18 protein-coding genes are annotated in these 17,451 nt (G+C 58.8%); 12 read left to right on the top strand and 6 right to left on the bottom strand.

Going from position 1 to position 17,451, the window contains the following annotated elements; all coding sequences use genetic code 11:
- Positions 1 to 19 precede the first annotated feature (19 nt).
- Genes fghA through N6L24_RS04685 form a run of 4 tightly spaced genes read left to right on the top strand, consistent with a single transcriptional unit; the run spans position 20 to position 3,421 of the window.
- Entirely contained in the window at positions 20 to 853 is an 834-nt protein-coding gene (gene fghA, locus N6L24_RS04670) for an S-formylglutathione hydrolase (RefSeq protein ID WP_271843497.1), read from the top strand.
- A 2-nt stretch (positions 854 to 855) separates the two neighbouring features.
- Positions 856 to 2,328, top strand: a complete 1,473-nt coding sequence (gene sthA / locus N6L24_RS04675) for a Si-specific NAD(P)(+) transhydrogenase (RefSeq protein ID WP_271843498.1) — start codon at positions 856 to 858, stop codon at positions 2,326 to 2,328.
- On the top strand, positions 2,325 to 2,789 hold the full coding sequence (locus N6L24_RS04680; RefSeq protein ID WP_271843499.1) for a YaiI/YqxD family protein: 465 nt from the start codon (positions 2,325 to 2,327) through the stop codon (positions 2,787 to 2,789). The genes sthA and N6L24_RS04680 overlap by 4 nt, the downstream gene beginning before the upstream one ends.
- 11 nt (positions 2,790 to 2,800) lie before the next feature.
- Positions 2,801 to 3,421 (top strand): HAD-IA family hydrolase, encoded by a 621-nt coding sequence (locus N6L24_RS04685; RefSeq protein WP_271843500.1) that lies wholly within the window; start codon positions 2,801 to 2,803, stop codon positions 3,419 to 3,421.
- Here N6L24_RS04685 and N6L24_RS04690 read toward each other — a convergent pair.
- A complete protein-coding gene (locus tag N6L24_RS04690) occupies positions 3,418 to 4,656 on the bottom strand; it encodes an MFS transporter (protein WP_271843501.1) in 1,239 nt (412 codons plus the stop codon). The genes N6L24_RS04685 and N6L24_RS04690 overlap by 4 nt on opposite strands.
- Positions 4,657 to 4,794: 138 nt before the next feature.
- On the opposite strand from N6L24_RS04690, the gene zapE reads away from it, so the two are divergent.
- Complete coding sequence (zapE, locus tag N6L24_RS04695) at positions 4,795 to 5,868, top strand: cell division protein ZapE (protein WP_271843502.1); 1,074 nt, start codon at positions 4,795 to 4,797, stop codon at positions 5,866 to 5,868.
- A 248-nt stretch (positions 5,869 to 6,116) separates the two neighbouring features.
- Here zapE and N6L24_RS04700 read toward each other — a convergent pair whose 3' ends face one another.
- The 3 genes from N6L24_RS04700 to N6L24_RS04710 all read right to left on the bottom strand — a co-directional run bounded on the left by N6L24_RS04700 (position 6,117) and on the right by N6L24_RS04710 (position 9,347).
- The gene (locus N6L24_RS04700) at positions 6,117 to 7,388 is read right to left on the bottom strand and encodes a bifunctional folylpolyglutamate synthase/dihydrofolate synthase (protein ID WP_271843503.1); all 1,272 of its coding nucleotides are present in this window, start codon (positions 7,386 to 7,388) and stop codon (positions 6,117 to 6,119) included.
- 72 nt (positions 7,389 to 7,460) lie between these two features.
- Entirely contained in the window at positions 7,461 to 8,405 is a 945-nt protein-coding gene (gene accD / locus N6L24_RS04705) for an acetyl-CoA carboxylase, carboxyltransferase subunit beta (protein WP_271843504.1), read from the bottom strand.
- 60 nt (positions 8,406 to 8,465) lie between these two features.
- Positions 8,466 to 9,347, bottom strand: a complete 882-nt coding sequence (locus N6L24_RS04710; RefSeq protein WP_271843505.1) for a CPBP family intramembrane glutamic endopeptidase — start codon at positions 9,345 to 9,347, stop codon at positions 8,466 to 8,468.
- A gap of 99 nt (positions 9,348 to 9,446) precedes the next feature.
- Between N6L24_RS04710 and N6L24_RS04715 the strand changes: the two genes are divergently transcribed.
- From N6L24_RS04715 to N6L24_RS04730, 4 genes are all read left to right on the top strand, one after another.
- Positions 9,447 to 10,067, top strand: coding sequence for a hypothetical protein (locus tag N6L24_RS04715; protein WP_271843506.1), 621 nt, complete (start codon positions 9,447 to 9,449; stop codon positions 10,065 to 10,067).
- Positions 10,068 to 10,233: 166 nt separating this feature from the next.
- The gene (locus N6L24_RS04720; RefSeq protein WP_271843507.1) at positions 10,234 to 11,007 is read left to right on the top strand and encodes a DUF6478 family protein; all 774 of its coding nucleotides are present in this window, start codon (positions 10,234 to 10,236) and stop codon (positions 11,005 to 11,007) included.
- A 19-nt stretch (positions 11,008 to 11,026) separates the two neighbouring features.
- A complete protein-coding gene (locus N6L24_RS04725) occupies positions 11,027 to 11,401 on the top strand; it encodes a hypothetical protein (protein ID WP_271843508.1) in 375 nt (124 codons plus the stop codon).
- Between the two features lie 94 nt (positions 11,402 to 11,495).
- Positions 11,496 to 13,523: an NADPH-dependent 2,4-dienoyl-CoA reductase gene (locus tag N6L24_RS04730; RefSeq protein WP_271843509.1), complete on the top strand. Its 2,028-nt coding sequence runs from the start codon at positions 11,496 to 11,498 to the stop codon at positions 13,521 to 13,523.
- Between the two features lie 6 nt (positions 13,524 to 13,529).
- Here the strand turns inward: N6L24_RS04730 and N6L24_RS04735 are convergent, their stop codons facing one another.
- On the bottom strand, positions 13,530 to 13,874 hold the full coding sequence (locus N6L24_RS04735) for an antibiotic biosynthesis monooxygenase family protein (protein ID WP_271843510.1): 345 nt from the start codon (positions 13,872 to 13,874) through the stop codon (positions 13,530 to 13,532).
- Positions 13,871 to 14,194, bottom strand: a complete 324-nt coding sequence (locus N6L24_RS04740; RefSeq protein WP_271843511.1) for an NIPSNAP family protein — start codon at positions 14,192 to 14,194, stop codon at positions 13,871 to 13,873. The genes N6L24_RS04735 and N6L24_RS04740 overlap by 4 nt, the downstream gene beginning before the upstream one ends.
- Before the next feature lie 67 nt (positions 14,195 to 14,261).
- Here N6L24_RS04740 and N6L24_RS04745 point away from each other — a divergent pair, with 67 nt between their 5' ends.
- The 3 genes from N6L24_RS04745 (at position 14,262) to N6L24_RS04755 (ending at position 17,395) form a co-directional block, all read left to right on the top strand.
- Complete coding sequence (locus tag N6L24_RS04745) at positions 14,262 to 14,957, top strand: ArsR/SmtB family transcription factor (protein ID WP_271843512.1); 696 nt, start codon at positions 14,262 to 14,264, stop codon at positions 14,955 to 14,957.
- Positions 14,958 to 15,091: 134 nt separating this feature from the next.
- Positions 15,092 to 15,997, top strand: a complete 906-nt coding sequence (locus N6L24_RS04750) for a LysR family transcriptional regulator (RefSeq protein ID WP_271843513.1) — start codon at positions 15,092 to 15,094, stop codon at positions 15,995 to 15,997.
- 129 nt (positions 15,998 to 16,126) lie between these two features.
- A complete protein-coding gene (locus tag N6L24_RS04755; protein ID WP_271843514.1) occupies positions 16,127 to 17,395 on the top strand; it encodes a uracil-xanthine permease family protein in 1,269 nt (422 codons plus the stop codon).
- Positions 17,396 to 17,451 lie beyond the last annotated feature (56 nt).

Consider the following 17,451-nt stretch of genomic DNA (forward strand, 5'->3'; position numbering starts at 1 on the left):
GCAAACCTCGGAGGGCTAGATGCAGAAAGTTTCGGAAAGCAAGTGTTTTGGCGGGACGCAGGCCGTTTACACCCATGCGTCGACCAGCTGCCAATGCGACATGACGTTTGGCCTGTTCCTGCCAGCCGAGGCCCAAGACGGCCCCGTCCCGCTTTTGTGGTTTCTGTCCGGCCTGACCTGCACCCATGAAAACGCGATGACCAAAGCGGGCGCGCAGGCCTGGGCGGCGGAACAGGGCATTGCGCTTGTCTTTCCAGACACCAGCCCACGGGGCGGTGATGTCGCGGATGATGACGCCTTTGATCTCGGCCAAGGGGCAGGCTTTTACGTGAACGCCACGCAGGCCCCCTGGTCCGCGCATTTCCGCATGTGGGACTACATCGCTTCTGAACTGCCCGAGCTTTTGGCAGAGGCATTTTCGCTTGATATGGAGCGCCAAGCGATCACAGGTCATTCGATGGGCGGCCATGGCGCGCTGACACTTGCGATGTCACTGCCGGGGCGCTTTAAATCTGTCTCTGCCTTTGCGCCGATTTCCAACCCAATTGCCTCCGATTGGGGCCAAAAACAATTCAGCGCATATCTGGGCGATGACCGCGATACATGGCAGGCCCATGACGCATCTTATCTGATGACTCAGCAGGGCTTTGACGGGCCGATGCTGATTGATGTGGGCACGGACGATCAGTTCATCGACCTGCTGCGCATCGACGTCCTTGCCGAGGCGATTGCCCGCAAACGGCAACCCGCCACCCTGCGGCTGCAACCTGACTATGACCACAGCTTTTTCTTTGTTTCGACCTATATGGAAGATCATATCTCTTTCCATGCAGAAGCCCTTTACGCGGATTAACTATGTCACACTACGACCTCATCATCATTGGTTCCGGCCCCGCCGGACGCGCGGCAGCGATCCAAGCTGGCAAGTTGAAACGCAAAGTGCTGGTCATTGACCGCAAAGACCGGTTTGGCGGCGTTTCGGTGCACACTGGGACCATTCCCTCCAAAACACTTCGGGAAACCGTGCTGAACCTGTCTGGCTGGCGGGAACGCACGTTTTACGGCCGCAGCTACCGCGTCAAAGAGGAAATCAAAGCCGAAGACCTCAAGGCGCGGCTGCATATGACGCTGGATTACGAAGTTGACGTGTTGGAACACCAGTTCAACCGCAACCATGTGGATACGCTAAACGGCGTGGCAAAATTCGTCGGCCCCAAAGAAGTCGAGGTCGCGACCGAAGCCGGGGAAACCACCAGACTGACGGCTGACAATTTCCTGATCGCAACCGGCACCAAAACCTACCGCCCGGATACGGTGCCATTTAACGGCACCAACATTCTGGACAGCGACGAGTTTCTGGATATGGCGCGCATCCCGCGGTCCCTGGTTGTGGTCGGCGCGGGCGTCATCGGCGTCGAATACGCAACCATGTTCTCGGCGCTGGATGTCAAAGTCACTCTGATTGAGCCGCGCGATAGTTTTCTCGACTTCATCGACAAGACGCTCATCCAAGATTTCACCCACCAGATCCGCGAAAACGGCGTGGACCTGCGCCTTGGCTCGGCGATTGAAAAAGTCGAAGAGCACGAGGATATGGTTGAGGTTTCGCTGGCCAACGGTCGACACGTGCGCGCCGAAATGCTGCTGTTTGCGGCCGGGCGCATGGGCGCGACCGATCGGCTGAACCTGAAGGCGGTTGGCCTGGAAACGGATCACCGTGGGCGCATTTCGGTCAATCGCAAGAACTATCAGACCGAGGTGCCGCATATCTATGCCGCCGGCGATGTGATCGGCCATCCCAGCCTGGCATCAACCTCGATGCAGCAGGGGCGCGTTGCCGCCTGTCACGCGCTTGAAACCCCGACACTGCCGGAAAGCCCGTGGTTTCCTTATGGCATCTATTCGGTGCCGGAAATTTCCACCTGCGGCATGTCCGAAGAAGAGCTGCAAGAGCGCGGCATCGCTTATGAAGTCGGCGTGGCCCGTTTTCGCGAAACTTCGCGCGGGCACATCATGGGGCTGGAACATGGCATGCTGAAAATGCTGCTGTCGCTGAAAACCCGCCGCTTGCTGGGGGTGCAGATCGTCGGTGAAGGCGCAACAGAGCTGATCCACATCGCGCAGGCTGTTTTGAACCTCAAGGGCACCGTGGATTACTTTGTTGAAAATACCTTCAACTATCCAACCCTCGCCGAAGCCTATCGTATTGCCGGCCTGGATGCGTTTAATCGCATGCCGATCCCCGAAGAATTCAAAGCAAAACGCAAAGAGCGTGAAGCTGAGAAAAAGGCCACCCGGGCCAAGATGAAGGCTGAGGCGAAAAAGTGACCGACATTTACGTCGATGCCGATGCCTGTCCGGTCAAAGCCGAAGTGGAACGGGTCGCGACCCGCCACAAGCTCAAGGTCTATGTGGTCAGCAACGGCGGCTTGCGGCCTTCGGTGAACCCGCTGATTGAAAACGTCATCGTGCCCGAGGGCCCGGACGTCGCTGATATGTGGATCGCCGACCGGGCAGGCGTTGGCGATGTGGTGATCACCGGCGATATTCCATTGGCGGCGAAATGCGTCGAGGCAGGCGCCAAAGTGCTGAAGCACAACGGCGAGCCATTGAACGAGCGCAACGTGGGCCAGGCCTTGGCGGTCCGGGATTTGATGACTGACCTTCGCTCCGCTGATCCTTTCCGTCAGGGCGGTGGCAAAGCTTTTTCCAAAGCTGACCGCAGCCGTTTTTTAGATGCATTAGAGCGCGACATTCGCGCCGCAAAAGCCGCAAAACCGCAGAAATAGGGTCGATATTCATGCCAATCGAAGCAGTCATTTTTGACGTCGGAAACGTGTTGATCGAATGGGACCCAGAGCGGTTCTATGACAAGGCCATTGGCGAGGAGCGGCGCAAGGCCATGTTCGCCGAACTCGACATGCACGACATGAACAACGACATCGATCTAGGCGCGCCGTTTAAAGACCGCATCTATGATTTCGCCGAAGAAAACCCCAAATGGGGCGATGAAATCCGCATGTGGCATGACAATTGGTTCGACATGGCCAGCCCCGCCATTGATCACTCCTGGCGGTTACTACGCGCCTTGCGGGCCAAAGGCATTCAGGTCTTTGCCCTTTCCAACTTCGGGGTGGAAAATTGGCCCCCCGCAGTCAAGGTCTATCCGGTGCTCGGCGAATTTGACCGCGAGTACATCTCGGGGCGGCTGCAAATGGTGAAGCCATTCAACCGCATCTATGAGCATGTCGAAGAAGACAGCGGGATCGAACCGGATCGCCTGCTCTTTACCGATGATCGCGCCGACAACATCGCCACGGCCCATGCGCGCGGCTGGAAAACCCATTTGTTCGAAGGCCCGCAGGGCTGGGCTGACCGGCTGGTGGCCGAAGGGCTGCTGACGACTGAAGAAGCGGCTTAGGCCCCTGCGGCGGCGGTCAACGGGCGCTCTTTGATCGGCAGGTGCACAATCGCGCTAAACGCCCCGATGCCGACACCGATCCACCAGACCGCCTCATAGCTGCCATAGGCATCATACAGCCGCCCGCCCAGCCAGACCCCAAGAAAGCTGCCAAGCTGGTGGCTGAAAAATACGATGCCATAAAGCGTGCCCATGTAGCGCAGCCCATAGATATGCGCGACCAATCCCGAGGTCAGCGGCACGGTTGCCAGCCAGAGAGACCCCATCGCAATCGAAAATAATATCACCGTGGCAGGGGTCATCGGCGTCAGGATAAAGGCCGCGGCGACAATGGTGCGCCCGGTATAAATCGCGGCCAACAGGTATTTTTTAGAATAACGTTTGCCCAGATATCCGGCGAGCAACGTGCCCGCGATATTGGCCAATCCAATCAGCGAAATCGCCACCGCGCCAAGCCGCGAGGTAGTGCCAATGCCGACAGAGGCCAGAATGCCGGTTGGGTCGATTGCGCCGCAAACCTCGGTCACAAACGCCGGGAAATGCGCGGTGATAAACGCCAGCTGATAACCGCAGGAAAAAAAGCCCAGAAAGATCAGCGTATAGGTCGGATCGCGCATGGCTTTGCCGAGGATCTGCCCCATGCTTTCTTCGAGCTCGGCCTTGCTGACCGGCTGCGGCGAACGCATGAGCGGCAAGGCCAGCAGCACCGCCAGAATGGCCGCTGCAAAGATCAGGAAGGTGTTCTGCCAGCTGGTAAAACTGAGAATCCATTCCGCGAGCGGCGCGCCAAAAACCTGCCCGGCGCTGCCTGCAGCCGTCGCAATCGCCAATGACATCGAGCGATTCTCATCGGAACTGGCGCGGCCCACAACGGCCAGGATCACGCCAAACCCGGTCCCGGCCACGCCAAAACCAACCAGCACCTCATAGAGCTGATGCGCCTCTGGTGTGACCGCAAAGGACGACAGCACAAGGCCCGCCGCATAGATCAGCGCGCCCAGAACGATGGCCTTGCGATCACCGATCTTTTCCGCCAATGCCCCAAACAACGGCTGCCCGATACCCCAGGCCAGGTTCTGGATGGCGATCGCCATTGAAAATTCTGCGCGCAGCCAGCCAAATTCTTCGGCAATGGGAATCTGAAAGACACCAAAACTTGCCCGGATCGCAAACGACACAAGGATAATCAGGCAACCGACGATGAGGACGGGTGTAAACAGGGGCGTACGGGTCATCAAAACCTCCCAAAGCTCCCCCCATCATGCGAAAGATGTGCCCCAATTCAAATCAGTTTTTGTGCAACCTCCCGTCACGGGCTGTGATGCAGCACTGCGCCGCTTCCCAAATTCTGCGCGGCAGGCTATCCAAAGCGCATGAAAACGCTCGAACAGATTTATTCGGACCTGGTGACCCAGGGCAAACTTTCGCATGACCCGGCGCAAGAAGCGGTGCTGCCTGAATTTGACCGAATCCGTGCGGCCCTGAACGCCCCGGTGCCCAAACGATCCTGGTTCAAAAAACCCAAGATTGAGCCGGTCAAAGGCCTGTATCTGTGGGGCGGTGTCGGGCGCGGCAAGTCCATGTTGATGGATCTTTTTGTTGATCACCTCGACGTGCCCGCGCGGCGCGTGCATTTTCACGCCTTCATGCAGGAAATTCACGCCGGCATGCATGCGGCACGCCAAGACGGGGTGGAAGATGCGCTGGCCCCGGTTGCCGCCAAAGTGGCCGAGGATGTGCGGCTGTTGGCCTTTGATGAAATGCAGATCACTGACATCACCGACGCGATGATTGTCGGACGGCTGTTTGAGATGCTGTTTGACGCGGGCGTCACGGTTGTCACCACCTCAAACCGGGTGCCCGATGACCTTTACAAAAACGGCCTGAACCGGCAGCTTTTCTTGCCCTTCATCGACATTTTGAAAGACCAGATGGTGGTTTGGGAAATGGTGTCGCCCACGGATTATCGGCAAAACCGCCTGTCCGGCAAACAGGTCTATTTCGTGCAAGCCCGCGGCGAGGCCAGCGCGCAGATGCGTCAAATTTTCGAAGACCTCAGCGGCGGCAATGCACGCCCCTTGATGCTGACCGTAAAGGGACGCGAAGTTGAAATCCCCGCCTATCGCAACGGCGTGGGCCGCGCCAGTTTCTTTGATCTCTGCGGCAAGATGCTGGGGCCTGCCGACTACCTTGCCATCGCAGAGGCCCTGAAAGTGCTGGTGCTTGAGGATATCCCCAACCTCAGCCGCAATAACTTTAACGAAGCGAAGCGCTTCGTGACGCTGATTGACGCGCTGTATGAGGCCAAGGTCCGGCTGATCTGCTCTGCCGCTGCGCAGCCTGAAATGCTCTATCTGGAAGGCGAAGGCACGTTTGAATTTGAACGCACCGCCAGCCGGTTGCGCGAAATGCAGGATGCGGATTGGGGCCGAGATTCGGGCCAATAGCGCCATATAGAAACGAAACAGGGGACGCCGAAGCATCCCCTGAAACTCGATGAATTTTTGCCTGCATTTAGGAATAGATGCGCTGCTCGGCCACCTCTATCCCACTGCCATCATTGAAAAAAGTTCATTGAACCGACTATACGGCACCCGAATCGAATCGGTCAAGAGGTGATGATTCGATTTCCGCGAATCGGGCAGGTGCCGATTCGTAGAACTGAGTCGTTTCAACGGCTTACGCCGCAAAAAAATTATCCGTTTTCGCGCAGCACCGCCCCCGCAAGATAAAGGGAGCCGCAAATCAGCACCCGAGCCCGCGGCGACTGTGCCGCGATCTTGCTAAGAGCGCTGGCGACATCTTCGGAAATTTCGGCTGGCATACCGACCTGAGTGGCTGCCAAGGCCGTCGCCTCCGCCGGGAGCGTATTGGCCTCACCCGGGATCGACACAGCGGTCAAGCGTGCCACATGTGGCTTCATCGGGCTGAGATATCCGGCGATATCCTTGGTGTTCAACATGCCGCAAATCAGGTGGGTTTCCCGCTCTGGCAGCGTTGCCAAAAGCGCAGCAATCGCCTCGCCCGCGGCGGCGTTGTGCCCACCGTCCAGCCACAGTTCAATCTCTGGCGCCGCCTCAACCAGCGGGCCGGTTTTCAATCGTTGCATACGCGCGGGCCAATGCGCCTCGCACATCGCCGCCTCGCAGGCCGCTTCATCCGCACCCAGATGGCGCAGGGTGGCCAGCGCGGCCCCCGCGTTGATCACCTGATGCGCGCCCAAAAGCGCGGGCATCGGCAAGTCCAGCAGGCCGGTGTCGTCTTGGAAAATCAAACGGCCGCGTTCGGTGCTGACATGCCAGTGCTGCCCATATGCGAGTAGCGGCGCGCCCAGCCGCATAGCGGTGGCTTCAATCACCTCCAGCGCGTCATCCTTCTGCGGGCCGACCACACAGGGCACGCCGCGTTTGATGATCCCCGCCTTTTCACCAGCGATCTTGGCCAGCGTATTGCCCAGGAATTGCTCATGGTCAATCGACACCGGGGTGATCACGCTGACCTTGGGTGTCATCACATTTGTGGCGTCCAGACGCCCCCCCAGCCCGACCTCAAGCAAAGTGTAATCCGCCGGCGTGCGCGCAAAGGCCAGGAGCGCGGCGCAGGTGGTGATTTCGAAATAAGTGATATCGGTGCCGCCGTTCTTGGCATAACACTCATCGAGGATTTCGGTCAGCGCATCCTCAGAGATCAACTCTCCGGCCAGACGAATACGTTCGTGAAACCGCGCCAGATGTGGGGACGTATAGGCATGGGCGGTCTTGCCCATCGCCTCAATCCCGGCGCGGATCATCGCCAAAGTGGACCCTTTGCCATTGGTCCCGGCAATGTGAATCACCGGCGGCAGCTGATCCTGCGGATTGCCCAGCGCCGCAAGCAGACGCCACATGCGATCCAGCGTCAGATCAATAACCTTGGGGTGCAACGCCATCATGCGCTGCAAAATGGCGTCAGAGGTGTGGTCAGCCATGGCAGTATCCGTGAAATTTCAGCTGGCTACGGCCTTAGCGAAATTCCACGCCAAGCTCAACGGCAACAGGGATCAGGCTTTGGCGTCCGCCGGCGCTGGCGCTTCGGCCGTCGCCTTTTCAGCCTCGGCAACCTGCTCGGGCGATGGCAAATCGCCACTGACCGCAGGCGGCAGATCCATCAGCATCCGCACAATCGTGATCAGCTCTTCCCGCAGCTCGGTCCGTTTGGTCACACGGTCCAACATACCGTGATCCAACAGGTATTCGGCACGCTGGAAACCTTCGGGAAGTTGCTCGCCAATGGTTTGCTGAATAACGCGCGCGCCGGCAAAGCCGATCAGCGCGTTTGGCTCCGCAATCTGCACATCACCAAGCATCGCATAAGAGGCAGTCACACCCCCGGTGGTTGGATGGGTCAGCACAACGATATAGGGCAGACCGGCTTCTTTCAGCATCTGAACTGCAATGGTGGTGCGAGGCATTTGCATGAGGCCAAGGATGCCCTCTTGCATACGCGCGCCGCCCGCCGCGGAAAACAGAACCAGCGGGCGTTTCATCGCCACCGCACGTTCTGCCGCCGCCAGAATGGCATTGCCGACATACATCGACATCGAACCGCCCATGAACGAAAAATCCTGTGCGCAGGCCACGATCGGCGTGCGGCCAATGTCGCCCTCGGCCACCAGCATCGCTTCTTTTTCGCCGGTTTTCTTTTGCGCGGCTTTCATGCGCTCGGGGTATTTTTTCTGGTCTTTGAACTGCAGCGGGTCAGTGATTGGTGCCGGTACAGAAACTTCGGTGAAAATGCCGCCGTCAAACAACGCCTCAAACCGGTCACGCGGGGAAATGGCCATGTGATGATCACATTGCGTGCAGACGTTCAGGTTTTCTTTCAGCTCACGGTGAAACAGCATGGTGCCGCATTCGCCGCATTTGGACCACAGATTTTCCGGCACCTCACGGCGCGAGAAAATCGAATTGATCCGAGGACGGACGTAATTTGTGATCCAGTTCATACGAAGTACCCCTAATTCGCGAAACATTCACGAGATAAGCTGCAATGACAGGAATTGCAATCAACGCCTGATGGCAATGCGCCCCACAAGCCAAAAGCACAGAAGAAAGGGCAATTCAATGACCAATGCCATGCGCAGGATATCCGTGTCACCCGGCCCATAGCCGACGTGCAACAACGCAAGGCCATCCCAGTAGCCATAAAACGACATGATCAGGATCGAGGCGACATTATTGACGAAGTGCAGCGCCAATGCCGGGCCAAGGTTGCCCGCCCGCGCGGTCAAATCCGCCGCGATCACCCCAAACGCGGTCGCCCAAACCGCAACAAGTATGGCGTTATCGCCATAGGTCCCCGGCGCGTAGTGCAGCAAGCCAAAAAGCACACTGGGAACTGCCAACCAAACCACGGGATGGGCAAACCGCGCCGCCAGCTGGCTTTGAAGATACCCACGAAAGATCAGCTCTTCGGTGCTGATCTGAACAAAAATTGCGGCCAGCCCAAGTGGCAATAGCAAAAGCCAGCTGGCAAACCCCATGTGAAATTGCGGCTTCAGCGCCTCGGGGGTGGGCAGGATGAACACCACCGCCACCAACACAAGCGCCGGGCGCAACACCTTGAAGAAATCGCGAAAGGCGATGCGCAGCGGCCCGACAAGCCCAAGGATCGAGCGGCGGTGCACAAGGCGTGTCACCACCCAGAGCGCGGCGGCAGGCGCAAGAAAGGCAAAAAGCGTGATCAAGACAGCGCGGGCCGATGTGCCGTCACGCAGCTCAGCCATCAAGGTTGAGCCTTCGGAGGCATCCCGCAAGATCTGGACCAGCGCCAGGTTCAGCGCTGTGCTGGCAATCATCAGGCACAAAAACCCCAAAAGCAGACGCGGCACCCCTGCGCTGGCACGGGCCGGATCAATCAATTGCTGATGGTTCTGATATCGCGACATGCCCTTCACCTAGCGAGTTTCAGCCTATAGGTACAGCGCTTTGCTTGCTGGAATTTCCCCCTTGGGCTATCCCTTTGCCATCAGAATTTCGGGGTCCATATGTCGCGCCTTTCCAATCTTCGCACCATCGCGCTTTCTGTTCTGGTCTTCGGGGCACTGACCGCATGTGTGCCCACGGTCAGCGGCGATAGCACCGAGCGGCGCGGGTTCCTGTCTGGGCTTGAGCGGCCGGAACGCGACAATGCGAACCTTTTGCGCCAGCGCAAGCTCGCGGATGGCGCGGTTATCGTCAAAGCACCGAAACATTACTGCGTTGACCCGGCAGTTATTGGCACGGCGCATTTCGCGCTGATCGCCGAATGCGGCACGTTGCAAGGGGCCCCGGCGCAGCACCCGCAGGATCGGGGCATTCTGACGGTCAGCATCAGCAGCCCGCTGACCGAAGGCAGCCTGCCCAGAGATCTCGGGGCTGCTTTGGGCGAAGGTCAGCGATTTGACAGCCGTATCAATGGCCTGACGGTCAAACGCATCACCGACGCGCGCGCACAAACGCTTGCCGGGGCGGACCCAACCCATTGGCGCGGGGCGCTTTTGCTGAATGAACGGCTTGTCACCTTTGCGGTGTATGGCCCGGAGAACGGCGCCGTTCTGGGCGATGCCGGCCGTGTTTTGCTGGAAGAACTGGCGCGCAACACGCAGCGGTCAAGCCGCCTGCGTTAACCCCGCGCTGACCGCATCTGATCGGTCACAAAATACGCTGGAATGCTCCGGCCCGGAATTGGGCGTTTGTCTCATATAAACCAATCGGCTACACAATCATTAACAGCGGCGCGAATTGTTTCCGAGAACAGCGCGCTCAAAGAGACGAAAGACGGAACGGGGCCGTATGGGACAGCAATCGCGCAGTCTACTTCAGAAGTTCTTTCAACGCGGCGTGGCCCGGTTTTGGGCACAGGCCGCGCAAGAAGCGTCCGAAGCTGACCTGGCACAGCTGCGGCGACGCCGGTTTGCCGCGCGGCGGCTGCGCGCACATCTTGATACCCTGATCTCAATTGCGGATGGCCGTCTGGCCCTGCCGATCATCGGGTCAAACACCTTCCATAAACCCCATGGGACCGATTGGGCCTGGCGCCCGCATCTGTGGCGTGAAAGCCTGCCCGTTCAGGGCATGGTGGCCGTCCAAAGCCAGGAGGGCCTGGGCGATGAGGTCACGCTGTTTCACGACTGCAAAATCTCGGAACTGACCCTGCGCCAGCTGCGCAACCTGCGCGAAAAGGATCTTGCGCCTTTTGGGCTGCGCCTGGATGTTTTCCGCTTTGACGGCTCGTTCCTGTCGCTGGTGATCGAACTGCCCGAAGAGGCGTTGAGCAATCTGAACAAACATTACCTTGTGCGCATGGACACCATTGTAGAGATGGAAAAACCACTGGAAATTTTTGCGCGCCTCAACATCAAACATGGTCCCAATACCGAACAGATCGTGCGTGAACTGCCGTTGCACGAAGAAGACATCATGGTCGAATTTGACCTTGCCTATTCGCGCCTGAATGAAAAACGCATTGAAAAGGCCTGGATTGATCTGATTTTCGAGGGGCCGGAAATGAACCAAGTGATCCTGCGGGATGTCACCTTCAGCCGCCGCCCTCGCGCCGAAGTCTGAGGCGAGAAAGGAAACCACGATGAGCGCCTATAGCATCAGCAAGACCCGCCTTCTGGAAGGCATGTGGGAAGGCATTGTCACCGCCGAGACAGCGGACGCAGATCAACCGATCCTCGAAGTGACGCATCAAGACAAGCCGCTCGAAAAAATCGGCCTGACCGAACGTGGTGAAGGCCATTGGAATTTGCGCATTCCGATCCCCGCGACGCTGATCGCAGATGGCGTCCATACCATCCTGATCCGCGATCAGCAGGCGCAGCAGACATTGGACACGATCACCATTGTCGCTGGCGAACCCCTGGCCGAGGATATTCGCGCCGAAATGGACCTGCTGCGCGCCGAACTTGATATGCTCAAACGCGCCTTCCGCCGCCATTGTCTGGAAACGAGCTGAACAAAAGGTTGACGCAACCGCCCTTTACGTCACGTAGCCAATGACAGCACTGGGCAAACCCGGCAGTCTTTCCGCAAGACTTTCGGAGAATGACATGACCGGCCATCCACATCTTTTTGCCCCGCTCGACCTGGGGTTCACCACGCTGAAAAACCGTGTGTTGATGGGCTCAATGCACACGGGTCTGGAAGAAACCAAAGATTGGAATCGCGTCGCCGAATTTTACGCCGATCGGGCGCGCGGCGGTGTTGGCCTGATGGTGACAGGGGGCATGGCCCCAAATGCCGAAGGCGGCGTTTTTCCCGGCGCGGCAGGCCTGTTCAGCGATCAGGACATCGCCAATCACCGCATTGTCACCGACCGCGTGCACGCCAATGGCGGCAAAATCGCGATGCAGATCCTGCATGCCGGGCGCTATGCCTACGGGCCGAATTGCGTCAGCGCCTCGGCGATCAAATCCCCGATCTCTCCCTTCCCGCCCAAAGAGCTGGACGAAGCGGGCATCGAAAAGCAGATCGCTGATTTCGTAACGGCCACCCTGCGCGCCCGCGAGGCGGGCTATGACGGCGTTGAGATCATGGGATCTGAGGGGTATTTCCTCAATCAGTTCCTCGTGCGCCACACCAACAAGCGCACCGACCGATGGGGCGGCAGCTATGAGAACCGCATGCGCCTGCCGCTGGAGGTGGTGCGCCGGTGCCGCGACGCGGTTGGGCCGGACTTCATCATTATCTATCGCATCAGCATGATTGATCTGGTGCCCGAGGGGTCCACCCACGACGAGGTGGTGACGCTGGCGCAAGCGATCGAAGCGGCGGGCGCGACGCTGCTCAATACCGGCATCGGCTGGCACGAAGCGCGCATTCCCACGATTGCCACCAGCGTGCCGCGCCGCGCTTTTGCCTGGGTGACACAGAAATTGATGGGCAAAGTGTCGATCCCCATCATTGCCAGCAACCGTATCAACACGCCAGCCGTGGTCGAAACCGTGCTGGCCGAGGGCTGCGCCGATATGGTCAGCATGGCGCGCCCCTTTCTGGCCGACAGCCATTTCATCGCCAAGGCCCTGGCCGGGCGCGCAGATACCATCGCGCCTTGCATCGCCTGCAATCAGGCCTGCCTTGATCACACGTTCAGCGGCAAAATCTCGACCTGCCTCGTGAACCCCCGCGCCTGCTATGAAACCGAGATTACCATCACTAAGGCAGAGACCCACAAAACCGTCGCTGTAGTCGGCGCTGGCCCGGCAGGCCTCTCAGCCGCGATGACAGCCGCCGAACGCGGCCATAGGGTCACATTGTTTGACCGCGCCGATCAGATTGGCGGGCAACTCAACGTTGCCAAACAGGTGCCCGGCAAAGAAGAGTTCTTTGGCCTCGTCAATTGGTTTGACACGATGCTCACCGAACTCGGCGTCACCCGCAAGCTGGGCGCATCCGTCACAGCAGAGAGATTGCGTGGGTTTGACGAGGTGATCATTGCCACCGGGGTATCGCCGCGGGTGCCGGATATCGCGGGCATTACCCACCCGAAAGTCGTGGGATATCTGGACGTGCTGCGCGGGCAGGCTGATGTCGGGCAGAATGTCGCCATCATCGGCGCGGGCGGTATCGGCTTTGATGTCGCCGAATATCTGGTGCATGCGGGCGAGAGCCCAAGCCTGTCCATCCCGGACTGGATGCAGGAATGGGGCGTGGCCGATCCGGCAGAGCATCGCGGCGGCATCGCGCCCGAAGGCGCGCAGCCTGCACCGCCCGCCCGCAAGGTTGTGCTTCTGCAACGCCGCGCCAAGGCGCTTGGCAAAGATCTGGGCAAGACCACAGGCTGGATTCACCGCATGGCTTTGCGCCACAAGGATGTGCGCATGCTCGGCGGCGTCAATTACGAGAAAATCGACGATGCCGGATTGCACATCAGCTTTGGCGCGGCCCGCGAACGGCCCGAGGTGCTTCATGTGGACACGGTGGTCATCTGTGCGGGCCAGTTGCCCGAGCGCAGCCTCGCAGACGCGCTGATCGAAGAAGGGCGTAGCTGCCATGTGATTGGCGGGGCGGATGTGGCGGCGGAACTGGATGCCAAACGCGCGATTGATCAGGGCGTCCGGCTGGCCGCGACTCTCTGAACCCTGTCAGCCATGGGTTGCGCGGCTGTCCTGCGGGGCCTCCGCGCGATCCGTCATGCCGTAATCACGCATCACGTGAAGCACCTTGAGGCGGTAGTCGCGGAAGATCCCTGCGCGCCCGGCCGTCTGCGCGCCGCGGTGTTTGTCGAGCTGCCGCCAGGCATCCAGCGCGGTTTCGTCGCGATAATAGGACAGCGACAGAAGCTTGCCGGGATTTGTGAGACTTTGAAAGCGTTCAACCGAGATGAACCCATCGATCTGCGACAGCAGCGGCTTCAGCTCTTCGGCAATGGCCAGATAATCCGCTTTGCGCCCGTCGGCGATTTCCACTTCGAATATGACGGCAATCATCGCGTGTCCCCATGTGGCGCTGACACCAGTTTCAGAAATGTCCGGTCCTCACGCAATATGAAACGCTCGGATTGGGCAAATTCATAGTTTTCTCGCCCGAGAGGGTCCGCAGCGAGCCGCGCGCGATAGGCTTCGTAATCGGCGAGGCTCGCGACATTATAGATCCCATAGGCCAATGTGGTGGACCCTTCGTGCGGGGCATAATAGCCAATCAGGTCCGCGCCGTTGCGCGGGATGGCTGTGCCCCAGTTGCGGGCATATTGCGCAAATTGGGCGTGCTTTGTGGGATCGATATGGTAGCGAATGATGCAGGTCAGCATGGGGGTCTCCTGTTTTCTCGAAGTATAGGCACTTGCCCTGCGGGCATGCTTCGGCAATGATCGAAGTATGAAAGAAGGTCCGAATATCGCCGAAGTCGCCGCGCTGATCGGTGATCCCGCGCGCGCCAACATTTTGACGGCACTGATGAGCGGCAAGGCCCTCACAGCCAGTGAATTGGCGCTTGAGGCTGGTGTCACCCCGCAAACGGCCAGCAGCCACCTGGCCAAACTTGAGCGTGGCGGATTGGTCGCGCCGCGCAAGTCGGGGCGGCACAAATACTTTTCATTGACCAGCGACGCAGTGGCCGAAACGCTGGAGGCGCTGATGGGTCTGGCCGCCGGGCACGGCCAATTGCGCAGCCGGCCCGGGCCGCGCGATGTCGCGATGCGGCGCGCGCGCGTGTGTTATGACCATCTTGCCGGGGACATGGGCGTTGCAATGTACGACTCGCTTTTGCGGCGCGGTCACATCAACGCAAACCCAAACGCCATAATCTTGACAGAATCCGGCAAGGCTTTTGTTTCCGAATTCGGGATTGATTTGGCGTCCCTGCCCCCAAGCAAAGCCCCGCTTTGTCGCGCCTGTTTGGATTGGAGCGCCCGGACATCTCATCTGGCCGGGCAATTGGGCCGCGCCTTTCTGTCCCATTTTATAACGCGCGGATGGACGCGGCGGATCGAAAACAGCCGAACGCTCGTGTTTACACCAGAGGGACAGCGTGCCTTTAGTGCTCTCTTTGAGCTGCGCGCGGATCACCCCTGAAATCGAAACAGCGCTGTTTCCACCTGTTGCACGATCCGCGACAAAACCCAGATATTGTCTGCACCCCGCCCCTTTCATGCCCCATTTCAGGTTCAATCATTGAAGGAACAAGAAATGTCATCAAGGAACGCGAGATGGATCGCCTTACGGAAATGGAAGCCTTTGCCACGGTCGTTGACCAGGGTGGATTTACGGATGCCGCGAAAAAGATGGGCATCTCTAAATCGGCTGTCTCCAAACATGTTTCCAGTCTGGAAGCGCGCCTTGGAGCGCGGCTTCTTAATCGCACCACGCGGCGCGTCAGTCCGACGGAAATTGGCCTTGCCTATTACGATCGCGCCCGCCGCGTTCTGAATGATGCTGGCGAGGCGGATGCACTGGTGACATCCATGCAAACCGCGCCATCAGGGTTGCTGCGCATCAGTGTTGCGACCGATTTTGGTGTCAATCATCTGTCTCCGGTGCTGGGCGAATTCCTCGCGGATTTCCCTGAAATCACCGTGAACATGGTGCTGAACAACCGCTATGTTGAACTGATCTCGGAAGGCTTTGACATGGCAATCCGCATTGGCGAGCTGGAAGACAGCTCACTGCGGGCCCGCAAGCTGACCGAAACCACCAAACGCATGATCGCAAGCCCGGACTATCTGGAAAAACACGGGCGGCCGCAAAAGATTGATGATCTGAACGAGCACAAGCTGCTGCATTATTCCAGCCAGTCCAATGGCGCTGTCTGGAAGCTGACCGCCCCCTCCGGCGAAAAACGGCAGGTCCGCACCGCGGGCTGGCTGTCGGTGAATGACGGGCAATCGCTGCTGAACGCGGCCATCGCCGGACTGGGCATCGCCTATCTGCCAAGCTTTCTTTACGCCGAAGCGATGGAGCAAGGCCTGGTCGTCGATGCGATCCCCGAGCTTCCGATGGAAACGCAAGGCATCTACGCGGTGTATCCCCCCGGCCGATTTACCCAGCCCAAGGTCCGCGCCTTTATTGATTTTCTGGTCAATGCCTTTGCCGAAAAAGGCCCAACTGACTGGTAACAGAATTTCCCGCGGCTTTTCACAAAGCCTTCCTGCCCCAGCAACAGCTGGGGCTTTTTTCATGTTTGCATGATGACCTCCGCAGTCGCTTTGGCTATGCACAGGCAAAGCTTTCCCAAGGAGTGGTTCATGAGCCAAGACATTCATTCTACAGAGTATAATTTTTCCGCCCGGCAGGCATTGGTCGGCGCACAGATGTTGTTTGTGGCCTTTGGTGCGCTGGTGCTGGTGCCATTGTTGACAGGGCTGGACCCAAGCGTTGCCTTGTTCACTGCTGGTTTGGGCACGCTGATCTTTCAGATCACCACCCGCGGCAAAGTGCCGGTCTTTCTGGCGTCGTCATTCGCCTTTATCGCGCCGATTATCTATGGCGTGCAAACCTGGGGCCTTGCGGCGACCACTGGCGGTCTTGCCGCAGCGGGCCTGCTCTATGTCGTGATCAGCTTTCTCATCCGTTTCTTTGGCAGTGACTGGCTGCATCGTTACTTGCCGGCTGTGGTGGTTGGCCCGGTCATCATGGTGATCGGTCTTGCGCTGGCGCCTGTTGCGATCAACATGGCGACGGGCCTTGCGGGGGATACGCAGATCATGCCGAAATCCACCGCGCTTATTCTCGCGGGTGTTTCACTGGGAACCACGGTGTTCTTTGCCCTGCGCGGCAAAGGCATGATGCGCATTGTCCCGATCATTTTTGGCGTGATCGCCGGATATCTCGCCGCGCTCATCATGGGGGCCGTCACCGGACAAACCCTGATCGACACCGCGCCGGTTGCCAATGCGCCCTGGCTGGCCATACCGGCCTTTGTTGCGCCAGAGCTTAACTGGGCCGCGATCCTGTTTATCCTGCCCGTCGCCATCGCCCCGGCCATCGAGCATTTCGGCGACATCATCGCCATCGGTGGCGTCACCAAGAAAGACTATCTGAAGACCCCCGGCATTCAGAACACCATGCTGGGCGATGGTCTGGCCACGACCTTTGCGGGCCTGCTGGGTGGGCCACCCAACACCACATATTCCGAAGTCACCGGGGCCGTGACGCTGACCCGCGCGTTTAACCCGGCCGTGATGACATGGGCAGCGCTATTTGCGATCGCGTTTTCGTTCATTGGCAAGATCAGCGGCGCGCTGTCGACCATTCCGATGCCGGTGATGGGCGGGATCATGATCCTGATGTTCGGCATGGTGACGGTTGTCGGCCTGACCGTGTTGACCAAGATCGGCAGCGAAGACCTGTCAGAACCGCGCAATATGGTGATTGTTTCCGTCATCCTGGTGATCGGCCTGGGCGGATTGGCGATCCCCTTTGGCGAAAGCTTCACGCTTTCGGGGATTGGTCTGGCGGGGATTGCAGGCATTCTGCTCAATCTCATCCTGCCAAAATCGCGGCAGGACGCTTAACAGGCGGCGACAAAAACAAAAAAACCGGGCGCTTTGCCCGGTTTTCCTTTGCAAGG

It is taken from the genome of Cognatishimia sp. SS12 (assembly GCF_028369055.1).
Taxonomy (GTDB): Bacteria; Pseudomonadota; Alphaproteobacteria; order Rhodobacterales; family Rhodobacteraceae; genus Cognatishimia.